This window comes from Synechocystis sp. FACHB-908, assembly GCF_014698595.1.
In the GTDB taxonomy this organism is placed as follows: domain Bacteria; phylum Cyanobacteriota; class Cyanobacteriia; order Cyanobacteriales; family Microcystaceae; genus Synechocystis.
Window position 1 is genome coordinate 40,508 of sequence record NZ_JACJTH010000006.1, and the last position, 24,527, is coordinate 65,034.

General features: G+C 46.4%; 23 protein-coding genes. 9 read left to right on the plus strand and 14 right to left on the minus strand.

The features are described 5' to 3' along the window. Positions 1 to 97: 97 nt before the first annotated feature. On the minus strand, positions 98 to 937 hold the full coding sequence (gene dapF / locus H6G46_RS00990; protein ID WP_010874266.1) for a diaminopimelate epimerase: 840 nt from the start codon (positions 935 to 937) through the stop codon (positions 98 to 100). Positions 938 to 1,054: 117 nt separating this feature from the next. Beyond that, the gene (locus tag H6G46_RS00995) at positions 1,055 to 3,067 is read right to left on the minus strand and encodes an NAD-binding protein (protein ID WP_010874265.1); all 2,013 of its coding nucleotides are present in this window, start codon (positions 3,065 to 3,067) and stop codon (positions 1,055 to 1,057) included. Between the two features lie 176 nt (positions 3,068 to 3,243). Between H6G46_RS00995 and H6G46_RS01000 the strand changes: the two genes are divergently transcribed. Beyond that, entirely contained in the window at positions 3,244 to 4,059 is an 816-nt protein-coding gene (locus H6G46_RS01000; protein ID WP_010874264.1) for a glutathione S-transferase family protein, read from the plus strand. A 137-nt stretch (positions 4,060 to 4,196) separates the two neighbouring features. On the opposite strand, the gene H6G46_RS01005 is transcribed toward H6G46_RS01000, so the two are convergent. Further along, positions 4,197 to 6,149, minus strand: a complete 1,953-nt coding sequence (locus H6G46_RS01005) for a ShlB/FhaC/HecB family hemolysin secretion/activation protein (protein WP_020861901.1) — start codon at positions 6,147 to 6,149, stop codon at positions 4,197 to 4,199. Positions 6,150 to 6,650: 501 nt separating this feature from the next. Here H6G46_RS01005 and H6G46_RS01010 point away from each other — a divergent pair. Together H6G46_RS01010 and ruvX are read left to right on the plus strand one after the other, a co-directional pair. Then, positions 6,651 to 8,273 (plus strand): Ppx/GppA phosphatase family protein, encoded by a 1,623-nt coding sequence (locus H6G46_RS01010; RefSeq protein ID WP_010874262.1) that lies wholly within the window; start codon positions 6,651 to 6,653, stop codon positions 8,271 to 8,273. A gap of 325 nt (positions 8,274 to 8,598) precedes the next feature. Next, positions 8,599 to 9,057: a Holliday junction resolvase RuvX gene (ruvX, locus tag H6G46_RS01015; RefSeq protein WP_010874261.1), complete on the plus strand. Its 459-nt coding sequence runs from the start codon at positions 8,599 to 8,601 to the stop codon at positions 9,055 to 9,057. 42 nt (positions 9,058 to 9,099) lie between these two features. Here ruvX and H6G46_RS01020 read toward each other — a convergent pair whose 3' ends face one another. Further along, positions 9,100 to 9,297 (minus strand): hypothetical protein, encoded by a 198-nt coding sequence (locus tag H6G46_RS01020; RefSeq protein ID WP_143705310.1) that lies wholly within the window; start codon positions 9,295 to 9,297, stop codon positions 9,100 to 9,102. 33 nt (positions 9,298 to 9,330) lie between these two features. On the opposite strand from H6G46_RS01020, the gene H6G46_RS18595 reads away from it, so the two are divergent. Beyond that, positions 9,331 to 9,447 (plus strand): DUF190 domain-containing protein, encoded by a 117-nt coding sequence (locus H6G46_RS18595; RefSeq protein ID WP_143705309.1) that lies wholly within the window; start codon positions 9,331 to 9,333, stop codon positions 9,445 to 9,447. Between the two features lie 70 nt (positions 9,448 to 9,517). Here the strand turns inward: H6G46_RS18595 and H6G46_RS01025 are convergent, their stop codons facing one another. The 7 genes from H6G46_RS01025 to H6G46_RS01055 all read right to left on the minus strand — a co-directional run bounded on the left by H6G46_RS01025 (position 9,518) and on the right by H6G46_RS01055 (position 14,481). Beyond that, complete coding sequence (locus H6G46_RS01025) at positions 9,518 to 10,096, minus strand: DUF3172 domain-containing protein (protein ID WP_010874260.1); 579 nt, start codon at positions 10,094 to 10,096, stop codon at positions 9,518 to 9,520. A gap of 189 nt (positions 10,097 to 10,285) precedes the next feature. Next, positions 10,286 to 10,627 (minus strand): hypothetical protein, encoded by a 342-nt coding sequence (locus H6G46_RS01030; protein WP_010874259.1) that lies wholly within the window; start codon positions 10,625 to 10,627, stop codon positions 10,286 to 10,288. A 62-nt stretch (positions 10,628 to 10,689) separates the two neighbouring features. Next, positions 10,690 to 11,289: a hypothetical protein gene (locus tag H6G46_RS01035; protein ID WP_010874258.1), complete on the minus strand. Its 600-nt coding sequence runs from the start codon at positions 11,287 to 11,289 to the stop codon at positions 10,690 to 10,692. A gap of 42 nt (positions 11,290 to 11,331) precedes the next feature. Next, positions 11,332 to 12,159 (minus strand): diguanylate cyclase, encoded by an 828-nt coding sequence (locus tag H6G46_RS01040; RefSeq protein WP_010874257.1) that lies wholly within the window; start codon positions 12,157 to 12,159, stop codon positions 11,332 to 11,334. 383 nt (positions 12,160 to 12,542) lie between these two features. After that, positions 12,543 to 13,610 carry an undecaprenyldiphospho-muramoylpentapeptide beta-N-acetylglucosaminyltransferase gene (murG, locus tag H6G46_RS01045; protein ID WP_020861913.1) on the minus strand — a complete coding sequence of 356 codons (1,068 nt, stop codon included), beginning with the start codon at positions 13,608 to 13,610 and terminating at the stop codon, positions 12,543 to 12,545. Between the two features lie 184 nt (positions 13,611 to 13,794). Beyond that, positions 13,795 to 13,917 (minus strand): photosystem I reaction center subunit VIII, encoded by a 123-nt coding sequence (locus tag H6G46_RS01050; protein WP_010874255.1) that lies wholly within the window; start codon positions 13,915 to 13,917, stop codon positions 13,795 to 13,797. Positions 13,918 to 14,007: 90 nt separating this feature from the next. Then, entirely contained in the window at positions 14,008 to 14,481 is a 474-nt protein-coding gene (locus tag H6G46_RS01055) for a photosystem I reaction center protein subunit XI (protein ID WP_010874254.1), read from the minus strand. 504 nt (positions 14,482 to 14,985) lie between these two features. Between H6G46_RS01055 and H6G46_RS01060 the strand changes: the two genes are divergently transcribed. Both H6G46_RS01060 and H6G46_RS01065 read left to right on the plus strand, forming a co-directional pair. Then, positions 14,986 to 15,702 (plus strand): histidine phosphatase family protein, encoded by a 717-nt coding sequence (locus tag H6G46_RS01060; protein WP_010874253.1) that lies wholly within the window; start codon positions 14,986 to 14,988, stop codon positions 15,700 to 15,702. A 193-nt stretch (positions 15,703 to 15,895) separates the two neighbouring features. Beyond that, the gene (locus H6G46_RS01065; protein WP_020861914.1) at positions 15,896 to 17,518 is read left to right on the plus strand and encodes an iron uptake porin; all 1,623 of its coding nucleotides are present in this window, start codon (positions 15,896 to 15,898) and stop codon (positions 17,516 to 17,518) included. Here the strand turns inward: H6G46_RS01065 and H6G46_RS01070 are convergent. From H6G46_RS01070 to H6G46_RS01080, 3 genes are all read right to left on the minus strand, one after another. Then, positions 17,515 to 18,729: a M20 family metallopeptidase gene (locus H6G46_RS01070; RefSeq protein ID WP_014407165.1), complete on the minus strand. Its 1,215-nt coding sequence runs from the start codon at positions 18,727 to 18,729 to the stop codon at positions 17,515 to 17,517. The genes H6G46_RS01065 and H6G46_RS01070 overlap by 4 nt on opposite strands. 48 nt (positions 18,730 to 18,777) lie before the next feature. Beyond that, on the minus strand, positions 18,778 to 19,479 hold the full coding sequence (locus H6G46_RS01075; protein WP_010874250.1) for a phytol kinase: 702 nt from the start codon (positions 19,477 to 19,479) through the stop codon (positions 18,778 to 18,780). Positions 19,480 to 19,810: 331 nt separating this feature from the next. After that, on the minus strand, positions 19,811 to 21,961 hold the full coding sequence (locus H6G46_RS01080) for a peptidase domain-containing ABC transporter (protein WP_223211308.1): 2,151 nt from the start codon (positions 21,959 to 21,961) through the stop codon (positions 19,811 to 19,813). A 517-nt stretch (positions 21,962 to 22,478) separates the two neighbouring features. Between H6G46_RS01080 and H6G46_RS01085 the strand changes: the two genes are divergently transcribed. The 3 genes from H6G46_RS01085 (at position 22,479) to H6G46_RS01095 (ending at position 24,225) form a co-directional block, all read left to right on the plus strand. Continuing rightward, positions 22,479 to 22,619 (plus strand): hypothetical protein, encoded by a 141-nt coding sequence (locus H6G46_RS01085; RefSeq protein WP_158299086.1) that lies wholly within the window; start codon positions 22,479 to 22,481, stop codon positions 22,617 to 22,619. 210 nt (positions 22,620 to 22,829) lie between these two features. Beyond that, positions 22,830 to 23,732, plus strand: a complete 903-nt coding sequence (locus H6G46_RS01090) for a GNAT family N-acetyltransferase (protein WP_010874248.1) — start codon at positions 22,830 to 22,832, stop codon at positions 23,730 to 23,732. A 49-nt stretch (positions 23,733 to 23,781) separates the two neighbouring features. After that, positions 23,782 to 24,225 carry a toxin-activating lysine-acyltransferase gene (locus tag H6G46_RS01095; RefSeq protein WP_010874247.1) on the plus strand — a complete coding sequence of 148 codons (444 nt, stop codon included), beginning with the start codon at positions 23,782 to 23,784 and terminating at the stop codon, positions 24,223 to 24,225. Positions 24,226 to 24,527 lie beyond the last annotated feature (302 nt).

The window sequence follows — 24,527 nt, forward strand, 5'->3', positions numbered from 1 at the left end:
CCATGCAGTAGCTGGAAATGGGTTTACGTTGCTCAATGTCTTTATCTCTTTCCCATTGGCAACATTCCTTAAGAAAGTAAAACAAGAGTATTTTTGTTCAAATCTCCGCCTGGCCGCTGAAGACTCTCTGGGCTGGCCCCGTCATATAAAGCCGATTGTCCTGGGCAGACCATTCAATTTCCAAGTTGCCACCGGGTAATTCCACCGTGCAACGGCGATCGCCCCGGCCGGTCAATACTGCCGCCACCACTGTGGCACAGGCCCCTGTTCCACAAGCTAGAGTAATACCCGCTCCCCGTTCCCAGACCCGCATTTTCAGGCGATCGCTTCCTAAAACCTGGATAAACTCCGTATTAGTACGTTGGGAAAATTGGGGGTGATGCTCAAACAAAGGACCAATCTCAGTCAGGTTGAGGCTGTCCACATCATCCACAAAGGTCAAACAGTGGGGATTACCCATGCTCACACAGGTCACCGCCCAGGTTTGCCCCGCTACGGCCAAGGGCAGATCCACCACTTTTTCCCCCGCTGGCGCTAGGGTGGTGGGAATAAGCTCCGCCAATAATTGGGGTTCCCCCATATCTACTTTGACCTGGCCGTCGGCCAACAGTTGGGGCGTAATTACCCCCGCCAACGTGTGGATGCGATAGGTCTTTTCCTCCACCCCTTCTAGGTCTGCCAAAAACTTGGCCAAACAACGGATGCCATTGCCGCACATTTCCGGCTCCGAACCGTCGGAATTAAAAATCCGCATGGTGTAGTCCGTTCCCCCCTGCCCCGGCAAAGCAAAAATCACCCCGTCCGCCCCAATGCCAAAATGGCGATCGCACAACTGTTGGGCTTGGTCTGGGGTTAAGCAGGGTTCCGTACTTTGGCGGTTATCCACCAAAATAAAGTCGTTGCCGAGACCGTGGTATTTACTAAAGCTAAGGGCCATGGGATCAGGTTAGAGGGAAACTAAAGTCAGGCGATCGCCGTTGGGAATAATAAAGAAACTATTGCCATCAGTATTTTACGGCAATTTTGTCAGGAAAAGAAAGAGAATTACTACTAATTAGGAAATTGGTGCCAAACTTTGTTCAATTACACTTTCAATTTGATTTTGCTGGAGCACTTTTTTAAGTTTTGTCGCCTGGTGATGGTACATTTTAACGGGTAAAGTTGCCGGTAAGTTATTCATTGTTTCCGTTGCGATTTTTAAGGAACAACCCGCAATGCGAGCGATGGCGCTAATGCCGTCGAAAACAGACATTTTAGAACTAGCTTTAATAATTTTAAGTTTCCATTGCTTGGGCTTTAAATCACCTGCTTCAATCGATTGTAAACCTGCCATTGTTGCTAGAACAATTAGCAAATTTCCAGGCATTAATGATCGGTCTTCCGAGGGCAAAAAAATCGCTTCATCTTCGGATTTATCTTGATAAATTATTGGCACTACTCCATAACCATAGGCCACCTCTGCAATTGATAAACCCTGGAGCGTATCCTGTTCTTCAATATAATATTGGGTGACTAAAACCGTCTGTTCTTGCCAACAGGATAAACCGAGAATGTTTTCGCCAAAGGCTGCCCCTGTAAACACTTCCGCCGCTGCTACATAGGGATCAATAATAATTGCTTCTGGTAATAATCGTCCTAGATTTTTGGTTAAGGTATCGCCATTGGTGCGAATTACTAATTGACAATGGGGATTAATTTTTTGAGTCAGTAACGCCGTTTCAATATTAACAATGTCGTCATCGGTGACCACAATGACACTACTGGCGGTTTCTAAGTTAGCTAACTGTAAACTATCGACTAAATTATGGCCATAAATTAAGGGAAGATCTAAAAAATCTGACTGGCTAGTAATAGGATTAAAAGTTAATCCCAACACATTAATTTTTAATTCCCGCAATTTCTTGGTAATTTCTTGACCTAACTTACCTAAGCCAATAACCACCACATGGTCAGCTTCGGGAATAGGGGGACGTTTATTATAAAATTGAAATTTAGATGATAATAAAGCCTGGGTTAATAGGGCGTATAAAACTCCGACAAAGGCAGTGCCGGTAACAGTGAGAGCCAGGCTAAATAACTGTAACCATTCCGGCAAAGTTGATATGGGTTCAAAGGAGTCGAACAGGTCAGAGTAACCGCCTAAGAGTAAAATAGCAGTGACGTAAAAGGAAGAAACCAAGGTGGTGCCGGGGTAAAAGAAGCGGAATAATACCGTTCCCGTAATTAAAAGCAGAAACACTACCAAGCCATAGATAATAGCAACCCTCGCCACCTGCTGCTTAAGGCTTAGCCCCCAAAAATTTTTGACCCAGTCACTAATTTTGGTCTGTATCAAACTGCGATAATATAGAAAATTTAGACTAATCTTTTTTCTATTTGGATTAATGCCATAGCCCTTGTTAAGGGAATAATTATCCTCTGTTTCCACGTAAATAATCGTATCCTGGGGCTGAATTTTTGCTTCTGGATGCCAGCAGTGAAACTCAATGGATTGGGACGGAGAGTCGCCCTGCCGATCGTGGCTGAGAATACGGCGGTGACGATTATTAATTTCATCCACACAACTGTAGCTGAGCCAATGGTGATAACCGGGAACTTGCAAGCGATTGATTCTGATTTTTATCCCTCCTAAATTGAGCAGACTAATGGTTTCTTTGCCCAGGGCAGAAAGGGCATAAGCATTGGCTGGCAAATGTTTGGGTTCATAGGCAATAAAATTCCCTAATTCGTTACTCAATAAAAAATTAAGATTATCCCGTACACTTCTGACAACTAAACGGGTATTAGCATTTAAAGTACGAATGGTTATGGCTGTTTCAAGATTAATTTTTTCGACTGTGGTAACAATTAAAGCAGCTCGAATTTGACTAATAGGCAACTGGAGTAAAATATTAGCTTGACTACAGTCGCCAATAATTAATCGGTCTAGGTAATGGTCTAAATTTTTAATTTCCCACTGGGGCGGTGGCTGTTTTTCAATGGCAATTACCTTAACGCCAAATTTTTTCAGCGCAACAACGCAATGTTGTCCCAGATACCCTAACCCACAAACTAAAAAATAGTCCATAAAAGTCTTGCTGATGATCAAAAATTAAGGACAAAAACTATTAGTAAGTTTGAAATTTATTCTGTGTGTAATGGCTGGCTGAGACTAGGTTGCTCCAGGGAGGGAGAGAGTCATGTTATGTTGGACTTTAAACAAAGTTTGCCTTCGATTGTACACCCACTGCTAAAATTCCTACCATGCTTGAGCTTCATCAGTTTGAACTGTCCCAATATTCGGAAAAAGTCCGCCTGATTCTCGACTTTAAAGGGTTGGATTATCGGACAGTGGAAGTGGTGCCGGGGGTTGGTCAGCTCGATTTGCTCCGTCTTTCTGGACAAACAAAGGTTCCAGTGCTCAAGGATGGGGACATTGTCATTGCAGATTCGACGGAAATTGCCCTCTACCTAGACCGTAAATACCCCGAAAATTCCCTTTTACCCCACGATCCGGTGCAACGGGGACAATGCTTGCTGATGGAAGAATGGGCCGACGAATCCATTGGTCTGAAGGGTCGGGTTGCCATGGTGGGGGCGTTGAACCAAAATCCTGGTCTGCGGGCTTCTATTTTGCCCAAACAAACCCCAGGCATTTTCAAAAATTTAGTCAGTGCAGTACCCCCGGCTATGTTAGACCTATTGGGCAGTGGCGTTGGTTTTGGTGGTGATGCGGTCAAGGAAGCCATGCGGGGCTTGCATCAGGACTTGGAGGCTTTAACTCTGATTCTGCAACATCAGCCCTACCTAATTGGCGATCGCCCAACGTTGGCAGATTTAACGGTGGCGGCATTGAGTATGGTGATCAAAATCCCCGGCGGAAATTACTTAAACATTGCCCAGGAGTTGAAGGGTAAGGGCATTCCTGGCTTGGCGGATAACAGTGCCTACAGTGCATTTTTTGAATGGCGCGATCGCCTTTATCGGGAATATCGCCGCAGTCATCAACAGGACAATAATCAGAACAACGGCAGCGGTAGCAGTAACAATAGTTCCCCCACCACAATCACCATTGAGTAGGTGGTTTTCAACAACTGATTGGTTGGAACGCTCTGGTTAAGTTGACCCGCTAAAGCACCGGCAAGGGAGGACAACTCTAAATGGACATCTCTGAAAAATGGGAAAAACCACGGCGTTCCCCAAACTCCCTCTCTCAGTTACTTGCCAAAGGGAGGGCGGTAATTGAGCTGGAAGTATAGGCCGTCATTTTGCCAATTGCCGGTCAGGTTATCCAATTTGATCACGGGAATGCCATAGTCAAACCGGAAGCTCAAACCGGTCATACCCAAAATATCCCGCCAAATAAGGCCCAATCCAGGCCCCACCAGCACAGAATTGGGCGGCAATTGGGTGGGGTTGCCGGCACTGTTCCACACTGCGCCAAAATCCACAAAGGGAGCGAGTTCAAACACAGATTTATTATCTCCATCCCTGGCCAAGGTGATGCGATTTTCCACCGAGAGACGAACGCCATTGTCAGCGGAGCGGGCATTTTGTCGATAGCCCCGCAGGGACTGCCCACCGCCGATGATGAACAGATAATCCGGTAGCAAACTATCGGGGGTGAGTTGTAAATCTGCCTGCACAATGAGCAGGTTATTATCATCCAGTCTTTGCAGCCGCTGGGCTTGTCCCAACCAACTAAAAAATTTGCCGCTGGGTAGAGGATCGGGATTGGTGGTGGCATCAAATAGTCCTGTGCCCAGGTTCATTTGGGAGCGGAAAAACCATAGCCCATTGGGGTCGCGCAGGGTGTAGTCCTGGCCAAACTGAAACACGCTGGTGCGGCTGAAATTGGTCAAATCGGGACGATTTAGCCCTAGGGTGCGACCGTCTTGGTAACGGAAACCAAAACTAAGGGCAAATTCATCTGTTAAAGAAGTCCAGAGGGGTTGGCGATAACTGATTTCGTAGAGGGGGTTGCTGCCGGTGATATCAAAAACGTCGAAGGGGGACTGGGTGATTCTAGTCCAGGTGGGCACAAAACGTAGATTGAGAGTGCCATCGGTGGGATTAAGGGGAACCTGATAGTTAAAATCGAGGATGTCCAAACCCCCAGTGGTGGAAACGTAATAGCTCCCCGACAGGCGATCGCCAAGGCCGGTGAGATTTTTATAGTCCAAGCTAAGGCCGATCCGCTCACTTCCCAAACTGATGGGGGAATAGTTATCAAAACTGAGATTGGCACTGAAGGGGAAAGCTTCCTCCACCGTGACAGATAAATTGCTCAGCCCAACTTTTCCGGTGGGCAAAAGGCTAGCTTGCACCTTTTCCAGCATGGGATTAATTTGCAACAGCCGTAGACTTTCCTCCAACTGACCCACATTGATGGGACTATGAACTCCCCGAGCTACCCGGTCGCAAATGTAAGCTGGGCGCAAACGACCCCGACCCCGTACTTGGATCGACTCCACCTGCCCTTCCACCACCTGGATTGGTTGTTCCAAAAACTCACCATTTTTAACAGGTTCAATGGGTTTGGCGATCGCCTGGGAAGTAATGTAACCCTGATTGATGTATAGCTGGGTAATGCCCTCTACTATGCCTTGGTATAAAACTTCAAATTCCGCCGCCGTCAAATTCGTATCAATGATGAGGGGAGCAGTGCCGCTGGGGGGATCAGTTTGCCAAGGTTGTAGGGCTGGTAAAGCTAACAACTCCTTCGGGGAAAATACCGTCATGCCCAGTAGGTTCACCCGGAGGGGAGTGCCATCCACCGACCCTTGTAACAGAGGTATGGGCGTTATGTTGGTAGGAGCAGATGGTCTATAACCACAGGTGTCCACCGCTTCTTCGGCGCTGGGAGGGGAGGACTCTGGCCCTAGTTCCAATGGAGGACTAGTAGGGGGGACCTGAATATCGTCTTCCGATGGCAGTGGTTGTAGGGGAGGGGTGGGAACTTGTCCTTGGCTAAGGAAAAATTCTTTGGCGGCGATCGCCTTTATCTCTTCGGTATCTGGGTCTAGGGTTAAATCTTTCTCTTCTTGCTCAATTACTACTGGCACCTTAGAAGTAAAGGTACCCAAACCTGTGGCCAAAGCCTGATTTACTAGCCCCAATGGTAAGCAAAAGCACAACGCCAATTGCAGGGTATAACGGCAACTTAACATGGCCCTGGGCATCTCCGGTGGTGAACAGGTCGGCGTGGAAGGCTACAAAGTAGCTAGTCAGAGTGGGGAGGAGATATTTGCGTCCCTGGCTTTGATATCAGGCTTAAATTGGGACTGCACAGTTTTTTACAGAGACTTTAACAGGATTGTCAGCTTTTGTCAGCCCTAGAAGATGGCTACTAAAAGTATTTTGTAGCATTCAAACCTTAACAGGTTCCGCTGCTCCCATGGCCCGAGGGATTATGGCCCCCAGGTGGCACGGTGAAATTTTTGCGAACTCAGTACTCCAGTGTTTTCATCCGCATCAAATCAATGGGATATTGATGATATTTCTCCCTACTGAAATGTTTGAGCAAATTTTCTCCTCAGTGTTGCTTTGCGAGGGGTTGATAACAATGGACAATGGGAAAGTTAAGTTAGGGACGGTTAATTGGCCCTAGGCTGGTTGGTAGAGTTTTGACCCTAACTCCCCCGTTCCTGTCCCCTTGAGAGTGTTAACCCATGGCTCCTTCCTCTGCCCAGATTGTTGACCCCTGTATGTTGGCGGCCATCGACATTGGAACCAATTCCGTTCACATGGTCATTGTCCGCATTGATCCAGTTCTGGCCACCTTTACTATTGTGGCTCGGGAAAAAGATACTGTCCGCCTAGGCGATCGGGACCCCCAATCTAATAACCTCACTCCAGCGGCCATGAATCGGGCGATCGCCGCTTTGAAACGTTGTGTGGAATTGGCCAAGGGTTTGGAAGTGGAAAACATTATCGCTGTGGCCACCAGTGCCACTAGGGAAGCCAAAAATGGCCAAGATTTTCTTACCCGGGTGCAAACGGAAGTGGGGCTAACGGTGGATTTAATTTCTGGCCCAGAGGAAGCCCGACGAATTTACCTGGGGGTATTTTCCTGCATGGATTTCCATGAAGTACCCCATGTGATGATCGACATTGGTGGCGGTTCTACGGAGCTAATTTTGGCCGATCGCCGGGACGTGCGGTTTTTAAGCAGTACCAAAGTAGGGGCGGTGCGGCTCACCCAAGACTTTGTCCACAGCGATCCCATTGATGCCACCGAATTGGCCGTGTTGCGGGCCTATGTGCGGGGCATGCTGGAGCGCCCAGTGGATGAGATTAAACAACGGCTCAAGGGAGGGGAAAAAGCTCAAATGGTGGGGACTTCCGGCACCATTGAAACCCTAGCCACCATGACCGCTTTACAAAAACAAAAAGAGGTTCCCAATCCCATTCAGGGTTACAGCATTAGCCAAAAAGATGTGGAGGAATGGGTCAAAAAATTGGCTGGTCTCAACTGCCAAGAACGGTTTGAAGTGGCGGGCCTGTCCGATCGCCGGGCGGAAATTATTTTGCCGGGGGCAGTGATTCTACTCGAAGCCATGACCATGCTGGAATTGGATAGCATCACCATCTGTGAGCGGGCGTTGCGGGAAGGCATGATCGTCGATTGGATGCTCACCCATGGGCTAATCCAAGACCGGATGCGTTTCCAGGGAGAAATTCGTCAACGGGGAGTGCTAAAAATCGCCCGCAAATACCAAGTGGATCTCGGTTTTGGGGAAAGGGTCGCCCAATTTGCCACCAGCTTTTTCGATCAACTGCGGGGAGTTTTACACGACTGGGGGGAAACGGAACGGGAATGGCTCTGGGCCGCCGCAATTTTGCATAATTGTGGTACTTATGTCAGCCACTCCGCCCACCATAAACATTCCTATTATTTAATTCGTAATGCGGAACTGCTAGGTTACACAGAAATTGAGCTAGAACTAATTGCCAATATTGCCCGTTACCATCGCCGTAGTAAGCCGAAAAAACGCCACGATGATTACATTAAATTATCTGAACCCCACCGTTTAGCGGTGCGGCAATTAAGTTCTTTGCTACGCTTAGCGGTGGCCTTGGACCGTCGCCAAGTGGGAGCCATTGAAAGCTTTGATTGTCGTTATGATCAAGATAAACGGCAGTTACATTTGCACATTACCCCCAAAGATCCCGACGATGACTGTGCCTTGGAACTATGGAATTTAGATTATAAAAAAGTTGTTTTTGAAGAAGAATTTAATACTAAAGTAGTAGCAACTCTAGCAATTTTGCTCAAATCTCGTCAGGGTTAAGAAAAATTTAAAATACCTCCCCTGGTCCCTCAATTATGTAGGGAATTCAATTCAAAATTTCCCAGTATGATGAGATGTACAGGGAGAATTTAGACTTTTCAGACCCTCTCTAGGAAAGTGTTTAAAAATTTGAGTTGTGGCTGTTTAATCCCCCCTACCCCCCTTGGGAAGGGGAGAACTGTTACAAAAGACCTCCTTTTTAAGCCGGAGCTTTAGTGGGAGGATTTGGAAGGATGAATACCTAGCTTTGCACTTTTCAGACCCTCTCTAAAGCTAAAATTTCACCTAAGTTAAGGGGAGATTTTTCACAGTTAATCATGTAGTTATGAGCAAAAAAGTAGCGGCCCTGGGCTTAGATGTGGGGCGAAAACGTATCGGGGTGGCGGGCTGTGACGGCACTGGTTTGATTGCCACTGGCATTACCACCATTGTCCGCAGTTCCTACGATCAAGACATTGCTCAGATTAAGCAATTGGTGGAAGAAAGGAATGTTAATCTGTTGGTGGTGGGATTACCCTACACCATGGCTGGAGAGATTGGTTCTCAAGCTAAACAGGTGCAAAAATTTGCGCGACGGGTGGCGGAGCAGTTACACTTGCCGTTGGAGTATATGGATGAACGGTTAAGTTCAGTAGAAGCGGAAAATCAGTTAAAAGCGCGGAAAAGATTTTCTAGTTATGACAAGGGTTTAATTGATCAACAAGCGGCGGAAATTATTCTACAACAATGGCTAGATTTACGGCGTTCTCATTTACAAGAAGGGGGTGATAATCTCCATCGATAAATTTTGATTAATTAGATTGTTTGGCAAATTTACTAACTCTTATTAATAATCTTCTGGCAAATTTAGCTTAACTTTTTCTGCAGCAAAAACAACCAATGTCAATTCTGCTAAAGCCACGATACAGGCAGTTCTAAGAGCAGTGCAATCTCGCCCCAAGGCATTATTGCCGGCGGAATGATGCCAGGGTCCTAATCCTCCATGTAATCCAGTGGGCAGATCCACCGGGAATGGAAAACCCAAGGGAGCGACCAAAACAAATTTTGGCTGGCAATAGTGCCCGCCTTTATCGATCGCCGTGGGAAAATCGATCAGCTTTTACCTATAGTTCAGCAAGCAGTCCAGGGGGGAATTGTCCTGCGGGATCAAGTTGAAGTGGTGGTCCACACTTGAAATGCAAGAATGTCGGCAAAGTCCCGATTGGCCCCATAACCTAGGACAACTCTTCAAACGGATCCAGGAGCTAAAACTTATCCGTAGCTGGCCTGGGCCCCACTGCCCCCGGTTGATTGGTGAATAAATTCCCAGCCGCTTCATTTTGGTAAATACAATCAATGCGAGGATTACCTTCCAGAGGCCCGGTGAAACCAAAGGTATTCATCCGATTTTTGCAATCATTGACCTGACGGCTGTCCACCAATTTTTCCCGCTCTAAAATGCTCCAGTTATTGCGGCGCAACACACAGCCCGGTTGCATCACTGGTTGGGTGACAAATACATTAAAGGGATTCAGGGTCACAAACACCCGCATATCGGTGACAATGGCGCTGGAGCCAAACTGTACACACACTTCAGCGTTGGGGGCACTGCGGTCAATCACTTCCCTGGAAGCCACATTTTCCGGACTAAAGCTAGCGGTGGAACTAAAACCAATGCCTACCCCAATGCCCAAAACAAAAATTCCCGCTAATAAGGCGATCGTGCCATAGTTGATGGCCCCCAGGCTGAACTTACCAGGGGCTTTTCCCGGCGGGGGCCCATAATCCCGATCATAGCTGGGACGGGGAGGAGGAGTGTAACGGGGTGGGGGTCTGCGGGCCATAGGGAGAAATTGAGAAGGTGGAGTTTCCTAGTCTAGCTTTGGCAGAACTATTTCAGCCGGTAAAAACCTGGGGTGAGCTTTGGGTCAACCACAACCAAGAGGGGGAAAATTGTCCGATGGCTTGCCATTCCCAACACCAGTAGATCAAGAGAGGGAATATTAACCTAGCCACGTTTCCCATCGAGAATTTTAGACGAATTCCAAGGTTAAATCAGGCATCAGTCGTTGGAGGTTTCTCAAGGATTTCATTTGCCAGAGAATGTTTTTAGAACCCTTAAAAACTAGGCTGGTGTCTTCCTTACCCCGCACCTTCATCACAAACATAGACAGCATGCTGATGCCGGAACTATTGAGAAATTCTAACCCCTCTAAGTTAATGATCAGCTCACTACAATCAGACAAAATCTCCAGCATGGTGTTCATAATGGGCTGATATTCCTTCATGCCTTCCAACCGCAAAAAGCCCCGAAAGTAAAGGGTCTTGTTGGCCTCTTCAAAGTAAATCCGATAGTCTTCAGTGGTTATTTCCATGGGAATAGGTCGCAATAAAATTAGGGATTTGGGGAGAATAATTTTTTCTTAGCTACCACTGCTCAAATTTCGACACCCAAGTGAGTCATCACCGTAACTTTGATCAAATCCTCGGAACCGGAAACCGGGACAAATCGCCAACCAAACTGAGCTTGGTAATCGTTAATCATAGTCAACAAGCCGATCTGGGACGCTTCGCAATCTTCCAGGGCGGATTTTTCTAGTCGTTCCATGTATAGCTCCAGCGGATCTGCCTCTAATAGCACTTTGATGAAATTCTCATAGTCAATGGTGGTTGGCAGGGGAGAAATATTACTGGTCTCAAAAATTAATTTATGGTCGTAGAGATGGAGAGTAATGGTGATGGGACAATCATGGTCGGTGGTGCTGTATTTAACGGCGTTTTCCAACAATTCGTTGGCAATATAACTGACGGAGCCTTTGATGGTGTCCCGCTGACTAAGGCCGTCGTCTGCTCCGTTGCCGGGAAAAAAGGTGGCAAAGTAGTCCCCCAAAAAGTCTGCTGACAGGCCATAGTTGCGCCAGCGTTGTAAACGATTTACCCGGTCGAGGGAAAAGTTTAGGGTCAGAAATTCGTCGCTGGGGGGAATGGGATCGAGGAACTCTCCCCATTGTCTGACGTTGGTTTGGTCAGTGCTCATGGTTATGTCTATGGGACTAGCTCACTTGGTTTATTCGAAAAATCAATGGCCGAAAATGCAGTTCCGGCCCTGGCGTTTCGCCTTGTAAAGATTTTCGTCCGCTTGGGCAATTAGGTCTAGGGGGAGTTGTCCCGGCTGGGGATACAGGCGACCGATGCCAAAGGACATGGTGACGAATTCGCTAGTGGGGGAATGGTGATGGGGAATTTCTAGCATTGTCAGAGAGGCCTGCATCCGTTTAGCAATCTGCTGGGCAGCTTCACTGGTCACCTGGGGCAAAATTACACCAAATTCTTCACCACCGTAGCGAGCAAAAAGATCAAACGGGTTGCGGAGGGTGGCACTGAGGGTTTTGGCAATGCGCCGCAAACAGTCATCCCCACTGAGGTGGCCGTAGAAGTCGTTGAATTGTTTGAAATGGTCGATATCACATAAAATCAGGGCGATCGCCTCTTGGCTATCCATGGCCCGTTCCCATTGTTGGGCCAGATGGAGGTCAAAATGGCGGCGGTTGGAAACCTGGGTGAGGCTATCGAGGTTAAGTAACTCTGCGGTTTCCCCTAGTTTTTGTCGCCATTGGGCATCCACCACGTCCCCATGTTGCATGATGGTTTCCACAATAATTTCTAGGTCTTCCTTTTCCCGGGAAATTAAACTGAGAATATTTTGTAACTTCGCCTCTGCCCGCTGTCGTTCCAGGATTTCGCTTCTGAGCTTGACATTGGTTTCATTCAGCAATGACTCGATCATGTCCCCATGTTCGGCGATCGTGGTCAAGGCAATGTGGAGATCATCATTTTCCCGTTGTAACCGATTAATTTCTTGCTGAAGTTGAGTTAGGGTGGCCGCCGTTAATTCTGTCGTAGTCATAGTGGGGAGCGAAGACGGGGATAGGATCCGGAAATTTTTGAGTGAGTTTATTTACTTACCTAGGTTATTCAATGTAACTCACTTGGTTAGGAATGACTGCTTACCCAGGACTATTTTCCCTAGATTGGTGTTTAATTATCCTCTGCTTAGTTGGGGCAGGGAAACGGAGCTGGCATTGTTTTTCCCATAGATTCACAAACTAAAAATAGTGATCAAGTTTTATCTTGATTTGGGAGGTGTTGGCAAAGTTCGGGTTTGCCCTTAAATCGACTGACTAGGAAACCTTTCCCGAGTTTCCCCCAAGCTTGGGGAAAATTAGGTTGGATTTTACAACAGTCTTTTGGATGAACCCAGTGACTACGTTGCAGCAGGCTGGGTCAATGTCAGCGGGATTTTTCCACTGATGCCCGGACGATCGCCGCTAACTGTTCTGCACTATCGAGGTCAGCCAATGTGCCAGCAGCTTTGGCCATGGTAGCCAAATTTTCTGGACTCTGGAGCAGGTCTAGCCCAGCTTGTTCCAACTGTTCCGCCGTCAGGGATTTTTGGGCAAACATTAGGGCGGCCCCGGCATCAACAAACACCTGGGCGTTATACATCTGATGATTTTCCGCCGCAAAGGGATAGGGAATTAAAATGGAGGGGGTCTGGGTGACAGCCAATTCGGTTAGGGTGCCCGCTCCGGCTCTGCTAATGGCTAAATCCGCCTTTTGCAACAGGGCCGCCATATTATCGAAAAATTCCAGGGATAAATAATGGTCATGGCTAAAGGTGGCCGCTTCCGGATCGTTCTTGCCGGTCAAATGGACAATAAAGGCCCCCGCATTTACCCAAGCAGGCACACAACTACGAACTTGTTGATTGACTGTCACTGCTCCCTGAGAACCTCCTGCCACCACAATTAAGCTTCTGTTTGGGGGAATGGGCAAATCCAAAGACTGGGGCTGACGAAATTGCTCCCGCACGGGGGTGCTAATCCAAACCGTTGCACAATTGGGCAGATATTTGGCTGTGCCCCGGAAACCGATCGCCACTGTGTCGCACCAACGGCCCAACCAAGTGGTTACTTTACCGGGAATAAAGTTAGATTCGTGGAAAATTACCGGAATGTTGCATAATTTAGCTGCCACAATGGCCGGAGCGGCAATATAACCCCCTGTGGTCGCCACAGCATTAATTTTTTTGCTCTTAATCAGTTTTCTAACCGTGAATACTGACCGTAATAAATTCCAGCCAATCTTGATTGTTTTTAAGCTGGGCCGTCCCTGGAAACCTTCCACCGGGATCGTTTGCAAAGGATATTGCCGGGGTACCAAGGTCGTCTCCAGGCGATCGGGCACCCCCAACCAGATAATTTCATAGTCCGGCAACTGCTGGGCCAGGGCCAAAGCCGGAAAAAGATGCCCCCCCGTGCCACTGGCGGCAATTAGTAAACGAATCGGTTCAGTCATCTTGCCCAAATATCCGTTAAAAACTACACAAGCCTTTGATAAGCCCACAAAAAAAATACCCCACCCGCTGGCGGAGTAACAAATCAAAATGTCCAATCCCCCGCATAACGGAGGAATCCTGACCCACCCAAAGATGGTTAGACATTTTCAATTAAAAGACCATTAGTCTTCAAACCTTTCCAGCCTAACCTTCGCCTTCACTCTCAATGTGAATGAAAAGCAACCCCATGGTCACAGCGGGAAATAACCAACCCACCATAGGAATCAAAATCCAAGGCAGGTAAGATGCAGCGTAGGAACCGTCCATTAGTTAATACTCCTTATTAATTGGATGATTGTAAGCTCAGGCCGTCGTGGCAACGGCAAAATTGAAACAGTTTAAAGGTTATAAGGTTATTTAGTTAAATAGACCCCGGAAAATCCCATCCACAACGCTGAGGTTTTCCAACAGGAAGTAAGCCACAAAGGCACCTCCCATGCCACCCACAAAAAAGCCAGCAGCAAATTGGCTCCAACCATCGGCTGTTTGCAGAGTGTCGCCGGAACCCTGTTCCCCTTGGAAGGTAACCAGTCCATAGCTACTAAGAGCAGCGGTAGCCACCAGGATCAAAGCCAAAGCTCCGATCAGACCACCAATGTACTGGTACTCAGAATCCCGCAGCGGGCCCAGCAGGGTCCAGGGGCCAATCAAGAAGTAACCGTGGGCCATGCCCACTTCCAAACCTCTGAGGATGGGGGAAAGGCCTTTGCGATAGGCGGGCAAATTGCCGATAAAAGTGCGGGTGAAAGCGGAGTCGGAAATGGGGGTGGAAAGATGCCCCACAAAAGGATCGCCGTTATAGGCTTGTACAACTTGGTTAGATTCAGCCATTGGTATTGAGTTCTCCTATTAAAGAATTTCGTCAGGGACGTGACAAAACTTTAGTCCCCATTTTACGCACGGGGGGACGTTTTGCGAGGAAAATGGCTTTTAGCTTTAAAAAAATTCATTAAGTTTTATTGACCTCCACTCAACAGCGGCTTTTCCGCCTGGGATCTCTACTTTGGAGGCTTTCTTTGGATGGAATTTTCCCCACGAGCCAAATTTTTTCTCTTTTTATAATCCTCTTCAATCTGCCCCAGTTCGCTTTTCATGGTCTGGGCAAATTAAAACCATAGAGCAAAAGACGATGTTTGCAATATTCAAATAATGCCCCCTGCCTGCCTGAAGTTGTCCGATCGCCGTTGGTCAATCTTCAAAAGGTGCGGACTGAAGCCTTCGGTTGCTAGGGGCATTTCACCCGTTCATTTTTTCGTCTATTGACAGTAACTCCTATTTAGCCCTAGGATAATTGCCGGGATTAAATGAAAATTATTTTTATTAAGGAGCTTGCTGATGAAATGGGCTAACCGGTTGCTATTATTTGGGGTTATGTTGTGGGTGCAATCCATGGAAGTTTCCTTTTCCCCCAATAATCCCAGCTTAATTAGCGGTCTAAACCTAGAGCTAGCCAAGGTTGCGGCGCAAGAAATGACCCCAGGAGAACAGGCTAACCGTGATTTTCAGGACAAGTTAAATAAGAAAGATTTGCTAGAAGCATTACGTCAGGGAGGGTATGTCATTTACATTCGCCATGGCCAAACAGAAAAGGATTATGCTGACCAAGTCACAGCGGAAATGGGTAACTGCGCCACCCAAAGGACTTTAAGCGAGGTCGGTTGGCAACAGGCCAAGGCGATCGGTGAAGCATTCAAAAAATACGCCATTCCCTACGACAAAGTTTTTTCCAGTCAATATTGTCGAGCCTGGCAAACAGCGGATTTAGCCTTTGGACGATACGAAAAAAATGGCGACCTTAATTTTCCCAAAGCGGAAGACTATAGCCCAGAACAAATTGCCCAAATGAAAGCGTTGTTAATGCCATTTTTAACCGAAATTCCTGCCCCTGGAACTAATAATGTTGTTGTTGGCCATGACGATCTATTTGAGGCGGCAACTGGAATTTATCCCGATCCCCAGGGCATGGCCTATGTGGTTAAGCCCCTAGGTGGTGATCAGTTTACGTTGGTGGCTAATGTACGGGCGGAAGAGTGGTTAGAGCTTGGCCAGTAAGGATTAGGAAGTAATCGGCTTGGTGAAACCATCTATCTAAAAAATTCCAGAAAAGCCCATGCTATGATAATGATTATCATTATTTAGAAGTTTGCCCGTGATGGCCATGGGGAGGAAGGGCATTGTTTTTCCCTTGGCTGTTGCCTATATTCTCGATAATTTGTTGGCTAATTCCTAGGGTGTGAGGACTCCTATGTTAAGAAAACTGTCACTAGTGTGGGGTTTGGGTGCCCTGATGGCGATCGCCGGGGGAGGGGGGGAAGCTTTAGCCGAACCAGGGGGCAAAATTGAACCTTTGCAGTTCGGTCAATCCGTGGAAGAGATGGACTCCAACCCCATGGGACAGATCACTTCCGTGTCGGAGCTTAGGGATGTGCAGCCCACCGCCTGGGCCTACGAAGCACTCAAAAGTTTAGTGGAGCGCTACGGTTGCATTGTTGGTTATCCTGACCGCACTTTTCGCGGCGATGGAGCCCTATCCCGTTGGGAATTTGCTGCGGGACTAAATGCCTGCATGAACGTCATGGAGCGGTTAATCCAGGAGAACGTAGCGGTTTTACGGGAAGACGTTGATAAGTTGAAGCGCTTAGCCCAGGAGTTTCAGGGGGAATTGGCCGCCCTGGGGGCCCGGGTTGATAATTTGGAAGTCCGCACAGCTTACCTGGAAGACCATCAATTTTCCACCACCACCAAATTAAGTGGACAGGTGGTGACGGCCCTGAGTGGCATTGTCAGCGGCGACAAAAATAATGGCACTGAATCAATTACCAGAAACACCACCTTGGGTTACCGCACCCGTTTGGAGCTCAATACTAGCTTTCGGGGAGATGACGATCTGTTCATTCGCCTATCCAGTGGCAATTTAGAAGACTATGGCCCCATTGCCGGTACTTTCCAGCCAGTGTTAGGGGCAACGGAACCGGAAGATGGCAACCTCAGCAATAGTGTTTTGTACTATACTTTTCCTGCCACGGAAAATATTCGTCTGTGGGCCATGGGGGCCGGGGGCGCTTTCGACGATTTCACCAATACAGTCAATGTTTTAGACGGGGATGGAGCCTTTGGAGCATTGACTACCTTTGGCACCCGTAGCCCGATCTATTTCTTGGGGGAAGGTACCGGGGCGGCCCTCCAGGGCACCTGGGATAAATTACAACTTAGCCTTGGTTACCTGGCCCCCGCTGGCAATGATCCTTCCCAGGGAGAAGGATTATTTAACGGCAGTTTTGGCACGATCGCCCAGGTAAACTATGATTTCAGCGATAATCTGACCGTAGCTTTAACCTATAGCTATGGCTATAACACCTTGGACACTAGCACCGGTAGCCAACGCTCTAATTTTCGCTACTTTACGGAAACCACCTTTGGGGAAGCGGCCAAAACTTCCCACAACGCCTATGGGGCCGCTTTTTCTTGGCAGTTGAGCGACCATTTTGTCCTAGGGGGTTGGGGAGGCCTTACTAAGGCCCGCACCCTCAAATCTATAGATCTGGCGGATGCCAGCATTGGTAGAGGAAGTTTAGATATTTGGAATTGGGCTGTGACCCTGGCTTTCCCCGACATTATCAAGGAAGGGAATATGGCGGGGATTATTGTGGGTATGCAACCCTGGGTGAGCAGTAGTTCCATTGTCTTCCCCGATGACATTGCCACCACTGACATTGACAGTTCCTTGCACCTAGAAGGCTTTTTCCAGTGGGCAGTGAGTGACAATCTTTCCATTACCCCCGGTATTGTGGTGGTACCCAATGCGGACTACAACAACGCCAATGGCACCCTGGTAATGGGGGTAATTCGTACCACCTTCAGCTTCTAGGCATTGCAGAACCTTTCCACGCAACGGACAAATAGCTCTACCCCCACTGGCAACACAGCCTCGTCAAAATTGAAGCGGGGATGGTGGTGGGGATAGGCCAAACCAAGATCCCCATTGGCAGACCCTAGGAAGAAGTAACAACCTGGCACTGCCTGGAGAAAAAATGACATATCTTCCCCTGCTAGGGTTTGGTAATCCGGTTGGAGATGGTCATCGGTGAGTAATACATCCGCCGCCGCCGATCGCACCAAATCCGCCAAACGGCGATCGTTAACCACGGGGGGATAAATATTTTCGTAGGTAAATTGGTAATTAGCCCCGTGACTCTGGCAAATGCCCTTGATAATTTCCTCAATGCGTTGGGCAAAATAACCAGCAAAACTGGGGTCAAAGTAGCGCACTGTGCCCCGGAAATAGGCGCTGTCGGGGATGACGTTAAAAGCAGTGCCGGACTGCAACTGTCCCACAGTAACCACAGCAGACTGGAGGGGATTTAAATTGCGGGCCACAATACCTTGCAAAGCCATGACAATTTGGGCACTGATCACCAGGGTATCCACGGTTTGGTGGGGCATGGCTCCGTGGCCTCCTTGGCCGAACAGTTGACATTCAAAGTGTTCCACCGCCGCCATTACTGGCCCCGGCTTGATGCCCACCGTGCCCACAGGTAGGTCATTCCACAAATGTAAACCGACAATGGCATCCACCGCCGGATTTTCCAGCACCCCCGCTTCAATCATGGGCTTGGCACCACCAGGGCCTTCCTCCGCTGGCTGAAAAAAGAATTTTACCTGGCCCCGAAAACTATCCCGATGGGCCGCTAAATATTGCGCGGTGCCTAAGGCGATCGCCGTGTGACCGTCGTGGCCACAGGCGTGCATTTTACCGGGGTGGAGGGAACGGTAATCTACTTCATTTTCTTCCGTTACCGGCAGAGCATCCATATCGGCTCGGATGGCCAGCACAGGTCCCGGCTTACCGCTGTCAACCGTCGCCATAATCCCGGTTTTGGCAATGCCTGGGGTGTGGGGAATTTCTAATTTAGTCAGGGTTTCGGCAATGTGGGCCGCCGTTAACTGCTCTTGGAAGCCCAATTCCGGGTATTGGTGAAACTGCCGTCGCCATTGGATCAATTGACCGTGTAGTGCTTGGATAGGCAAACGGACATTAGTGCTGGGTAAATTAGTTGGCTGGGGAAGGGTAAAAACCATGGTGGAAAAGCAGGATGGTATTTGCATTTTAACCATTTACCCCAGGGACTATCCCAACCAAAGATAGCTACCAGCCCAAGCAATCAAAGCACTGCCCAGGGGAACAGTTAAGTTATCAATGCCCCAGCGGGAAAAGCTCTCCAGTCCAGCACTGGCGATCGCCACCGTCCCAGCCACAACAAGGACAATAACTGTGAAGCCGAAGGTGTAACTAAGAAATACAACCGTGACCAAAAAACTGGCCAACACCATGGTGAGAGTGCCCTCCCAACTTTTGCGGAAACCAAAGACTTGGTAGCGGTGACGCCCCCACCTTTGTCCCACCAGGGCCGCCAGTCCATCGCCCCAGGCCATGACTAAAATACCGATCGCCGCAAATATCGGCAGTCCAAGGGAGAAAAATCCCCCCACCAATAGACCAATGCTAAGGGCGTAAAACAAAGTGCCGTAACTGTGGCGGCCAACACTTTCTAAGCTGGGCAAAATCGGCAAACGATAGGAGAGCACTGCAATGCCAGCGGCAAAAACCCCGGCGATCGCCCCCACCCAACCAGGAATACTCAACCACCAAGCAATCAGCACCACTTGCCCCGCTCCGATGTGGACAATTTTACGAGTTACCTCCGCCGGACTGAGGGAAAGGCGGTTAAGCAGTTCCGCGGTTAACACCACAGCCCCTAGGTAGGTCGCCGCCAGCCCCACCGCAATCCAGAGGGGCAAAGCCATAGGATTATTTTGCTCAATGCCCATTAGGAAAAAAACAATAGTTATAACCTCGGTGACAGTACCTTAGTTTGATGACAATCCCACTAATCATACCCTCAAAGATATAGTTGATCGGCGATCAATGCCTACGTATCCGCCTCTTCGTTAGTCTCCAGTCGGAGGTTGTTGAGAGATTAATCAGAAAATTTGCTGCAATATTATAAGTTAATACATTTTTATGATAAATTTTGACTTCGCCGCCGATCTTTAATGTCCAGTGATCTTGGGATAATGTGGTAATTTTCTTGATTTTAATACTATTTTGATAGCAAATAAAATCTCGTAAAGTAGAATTGATAATGCTTTTATATCTTGTTTAAGGGGATAAAAAATCAGAGGCATTTCCAAATTCAGAACGAAATTTTTTTATTGTATTGCTAAATTTAACCTTTCCCGATTCTAAAAATATAATCCAATCTGCACAATTGATAACCTTAGGACGATGGCTAATTAAAATCGTTGTTTTTCCTTGGCGCTTGGTCAGCAAACTATTGAGTACTTCAGCTTCCGTCACCGGATCAAGATTAGCTGTTGACTCATCTAGAATCAAAACCGCTGGATCGTTTACAATTGCCCTGGCGATCGCCAAGCGTTGTTTTTGTCCTCCGGAAATATTTGCCGCCACCGCACCGAGAATTGTTTCATATTGCTCTGGAAATTGACTAACAAATTCATGGGCTTGGGCGATTTGGCAAGCTGATATAACTTGCTCCAAAGTAATATCTGGTGAGCTTAAACGGAAATTGTCAATAATGGAACGATGGAAGAAAAAAGCATCTTGGGAAACTAACACTACCTGTTTTCGTAGGCAGATCAAGGAAAAATCCCCGAGACTATGGTTCCCAATGTTAATTTCCCCAGCTTGCACTGAATAAAGACCGGTTAAAATTTTTGCTAAGGTACTTTTCCCACAGCCTGATTTTCCGATAAGGCCGACAACTTTGCCGCCGGGGATGGTAACGGACAAATCTTCTATCAACTTGACTCGACCGGGATAATAAAAACTAATGTTTTGACAATCAATGTCGTCCTGGGGAGAAATTTCAATGGGGTCTTTGAGATCATCCCCTTGATTTTCTGGTTCGTACTCAAATAACTCCGCCAGGAGTCGAGTGATAGCTTTAACTTGGGTGAAATCGGTAAAAAACTGCACTAAAGTTGTAATCAAAAGTAAAAAACTTTGTTGCAGACCATAGATAGCGATAAGTTGACCGATGCTGAGTTGATTGCCAAAAACCAAAACACTGCCATACCACAGCATAATTACTGTGCCTATCCCCGCCATTAATTGCGAAAAAGTATTGTTGATAATGCGAATTTGAGCAGTGCGGTAATTAAGCTTAAATTCCCGTTGCAAGCGATGTTGAATTTCTAGCCATAATTGGGGAGAAGCCGCCGTTGTTTTGGTGGCCAAGGCTCCATTAAATGATTCAGCCAGGAGTCCAGCATTTTCCCCCGCCATAGTGATGGAACGATAGGTTGTCTGGCGGACAATGGGCTGAAAAGCAATGGTTGATAAGGTCATAATGCCCCCGATCGCCGCCACGATTGCCGCTAACTGCCAACTATAAAAGACGATAAAACCAAGGGCCACAAGACCAATAAATGTCTTGATGGGGAGATCAATAACTAACTGAGAAACTAATAAATTAATCCGTTGAATATCGGAAAGACGACGAATTGCCGTACCACTGCGACGGGCTTCATGGTAGGTAATGGGCAAATTCAAGATTTGCAGGCCAAATTCTAGCTTGAGACCTTTTTGCAATTCTTCCGCAAAGGAGGCAACGAGATTGGATTGTAAAAATGAACAAATAGCATTAACCACTGTAATCAAAATAACGCCAATGGCAACCCAGGTTAATTTTTGGGTATCTGATTTAGTCAGAACGCTATCCGTTAAAAATTTAAGTAATAAGGGTGTAGATAAGGAAAAAATACCGACGGCCAAATTCAGGGGAAATAATTTGCCAAAAATTTCTCGATATTCCCACAGTCGTTTGAGCAGATTATCAACGGGATGAACAGGATCTTCATCAAGTTGAGAAATAAATCCTTTGGGATCTGGCTCTAATAGGAGCATCATGCCCCCTTGCCACCCCTTAATTACCTCTTGGCGGTCTAAATAACGAACCCCGATCGCCGGATCTGCAATGACGTATTTATCTTTTTCCTGCCCGTACAAAACAACGAAATGATATCCCTTCCAAAAAATAATTGCCGGTAAAGCCCACTCATCCAATTCGTCGAGAATTTCCGGTTCTGCTTGGATGGCTGAGGTTATAAAGCCCAGTTCCTGCGCCCCATACTTAAGCCCGAGTAAAGTGGTTCCCCCTTGGCGAGTCCCCACCAGCGCCCTAATTCGATTAATTCTGATATTGCGTCCGTGATGCTTTGCAATGATCGCCAAACTTGCCGCCGCACAGTCCTCACCACTCTGTTGTTGAACCCATTGATATTTAGCCATGCAAGTAATGCGATTTTTTACACCAAGTAAATTTTGCTTAAGCGATACCATCTCAAATCAAATGTAGTAGTTGATACAACTACAATTTTTATTGTTAGCGCATTCTATCAATAATGCAGGTAAACAAAAAATAATGAAAACTTAATTTTAATTTAACCTTAATTTAATCTTATATTAATTTGCGTCTGTTATGGTACAAAGATTAGTTATTTAACTAGTGCCATACGAGGAAAATTTCATGTCTAAAGTTGAAAAGTCCGTACAAGTCCAAGAGACAAAATCCCAGTCCACCGCTCCCAAGTACCGTGAACTCTCTGATGCTCAATTAGAGGTTGTTTGTGGTGGCATCGCTATAATCTGTGGTGACAATGTGAAGTTACCTGACTCTGCCATTAAAAACGCGTAGGAAATTGTTTTAAACAATTTAGTTCGATAAGGCTGACTTTATTGATCAAGCCTTTTGATGTGGATGGACAAACTTCATTTCACTAGTCAAACATTTTTGAGGAATACTCCCATGTCTAAAGTTGAAAAGTCTGTGCAACGTCAAGAAACAAAATCCCAGTCTTCTGCTCCCAAGTACCGCGAACTCTCTGACGCTGAGTTAGAGGTAGTTTGTGGCGGTTCTATGTTGTTCAACGCATTTATTAAAAATTAGTCTTTGTAACACCTCTAAATCAATTAGGACTCTAGTGCCTACTTTTATCTAAGCTTGATTTAGAAGCTGTTTATGAAATTTAACTGCCACTTTAAGTTCCCCCTATTTGGGGGGATTTGGATTCTTTAGATTTATAGTCAGGGATGATATTTGCAAATGTTTTCCCGTCCATATTGTGACTATAGCTAAAACTTTTTGAGCTGATTTTCCATGTATGAACCAATTCAATTGGACAGTGTTTCGGCTGTAAATTTTAAAGAATTAACCTACCCAGCCTATCAGTCTCATCTGCTGCATATCTCAGAGGATAATTCTTGGATAGCTTTCGGTCTGGAAATTGAAAGCTATCCCGTTGGTCTTGTTCTGGCTAAAGATGCTATCTGCGAGGAAAAAAAGGTTGCCGAGATTTGTTCACTGTTTGTCATTCCCGAATATCGTCAACGGGGAATCGGTGCTGCGCTACTGCGATCGCTGGAAAATGAACTAATACATCGTGGTTGCGAAAAAGTGTCCTTAGGTTACCTCGATAATCCCAATAAGGTATTTATCGAACAAATGCTTGCAAGCTGTAATTGGGAAAAACCAGCAAAAACGGCATTGATCTGCTACGGAAATATGGGGAAGTTAAAAAATGCCAGTCTTTTGAAAAATTTCGACAAGTTATCAGCAAAGCTTCCTGCTCAGTTTTCGCTTTTCCCTTGGTCGAGCCTCACCGAAGCAGATGCAGAAGCAATTAAAAACACAATGGAAGCCAATCCGCTCATTAAAAAATTTAATCCCTTTGTGGAAAGTCATAAGTTAGAATCCCTCAACAGCTTAGGCCTGCGTTACAAAGATGAAGTTGTTGGCTGGATGCTTACCCATCGCATCGCCCCCGATACCATTCGCTACACCCAGATGTTTGTCGATCCAGCTCTTCAGCCCCTCAGCCGAAGTTTGATCATGCTTGCTACGGCTATGAATATTCAAATTAAAACTGCGCCAGATGCTCCTAAAGCAACCTGTCGAGTCGACATTGATAACTATCCTATGGTTAATTTTGTTGAGCGTCGTCTTGCTCCCCATCTCGACAATCTTAAATATGCGTGGCGGGCTTCTAAACTTTTAACATGACTACAAATATTGCATAATATGATTTTAGTTTTTTATTCGATAACAGTTAATGACTGCTGATAAATATACAGTTGCTATCAATGAAAACGCTCTAAAAATACTGGGCGAAATTGTATTTTTAATGGGGGCTTCACAGAACTTTGCCAAGTATCCTGTTAGTTTTATTATAAATTACCTTTTGCCCTCTATCTACCTGAATCAATATCGAATCTATCGGACAGTTAAAGATAATAAGCCAATTGGCTTTGCTTGTTGGGCTTTTATTAATGATCAAGTAGAAAAAGAACTTATTGAAAATGATATTAATTTAAGTGTCGAAGAGAGAAACTCGGGAGAAAACATTTATGTTCTTTACTTCATTGCACCCTTTGGTCATGCCAAACAAATTGTCCATGATCTGAAAAACAATATCTTTCCCAATAAAATAGTCAAAGGTTTAAGGCTAGATAAAGATGGGAAAAAAGTCCTACGGGTAGCAACTTATTATTGCTAAAAGCATAATCTAAGAAACAAAGATTATTTTACAGTTATTCGATTGAGAACACAACTAAAAATCTGTTTAAAAATTTTATTTATCCCCTAACTCCCTCAATATTGGGTGTTTTTTAAACACGTTCTGAAGCAGAATGATTTACCAAATTGTTGCGATTTCATGATATCAGAATAGAATTCGTTGTGCAAATGTAATCCCCATAACATTTACCTCATTTTTTACTGTTTTATGTGTTAGGGTTATTGAGTAAAAATTAAGCATCACTGTATCTGGCTAAAACTTTATCTGATTAAAGTTTAGTT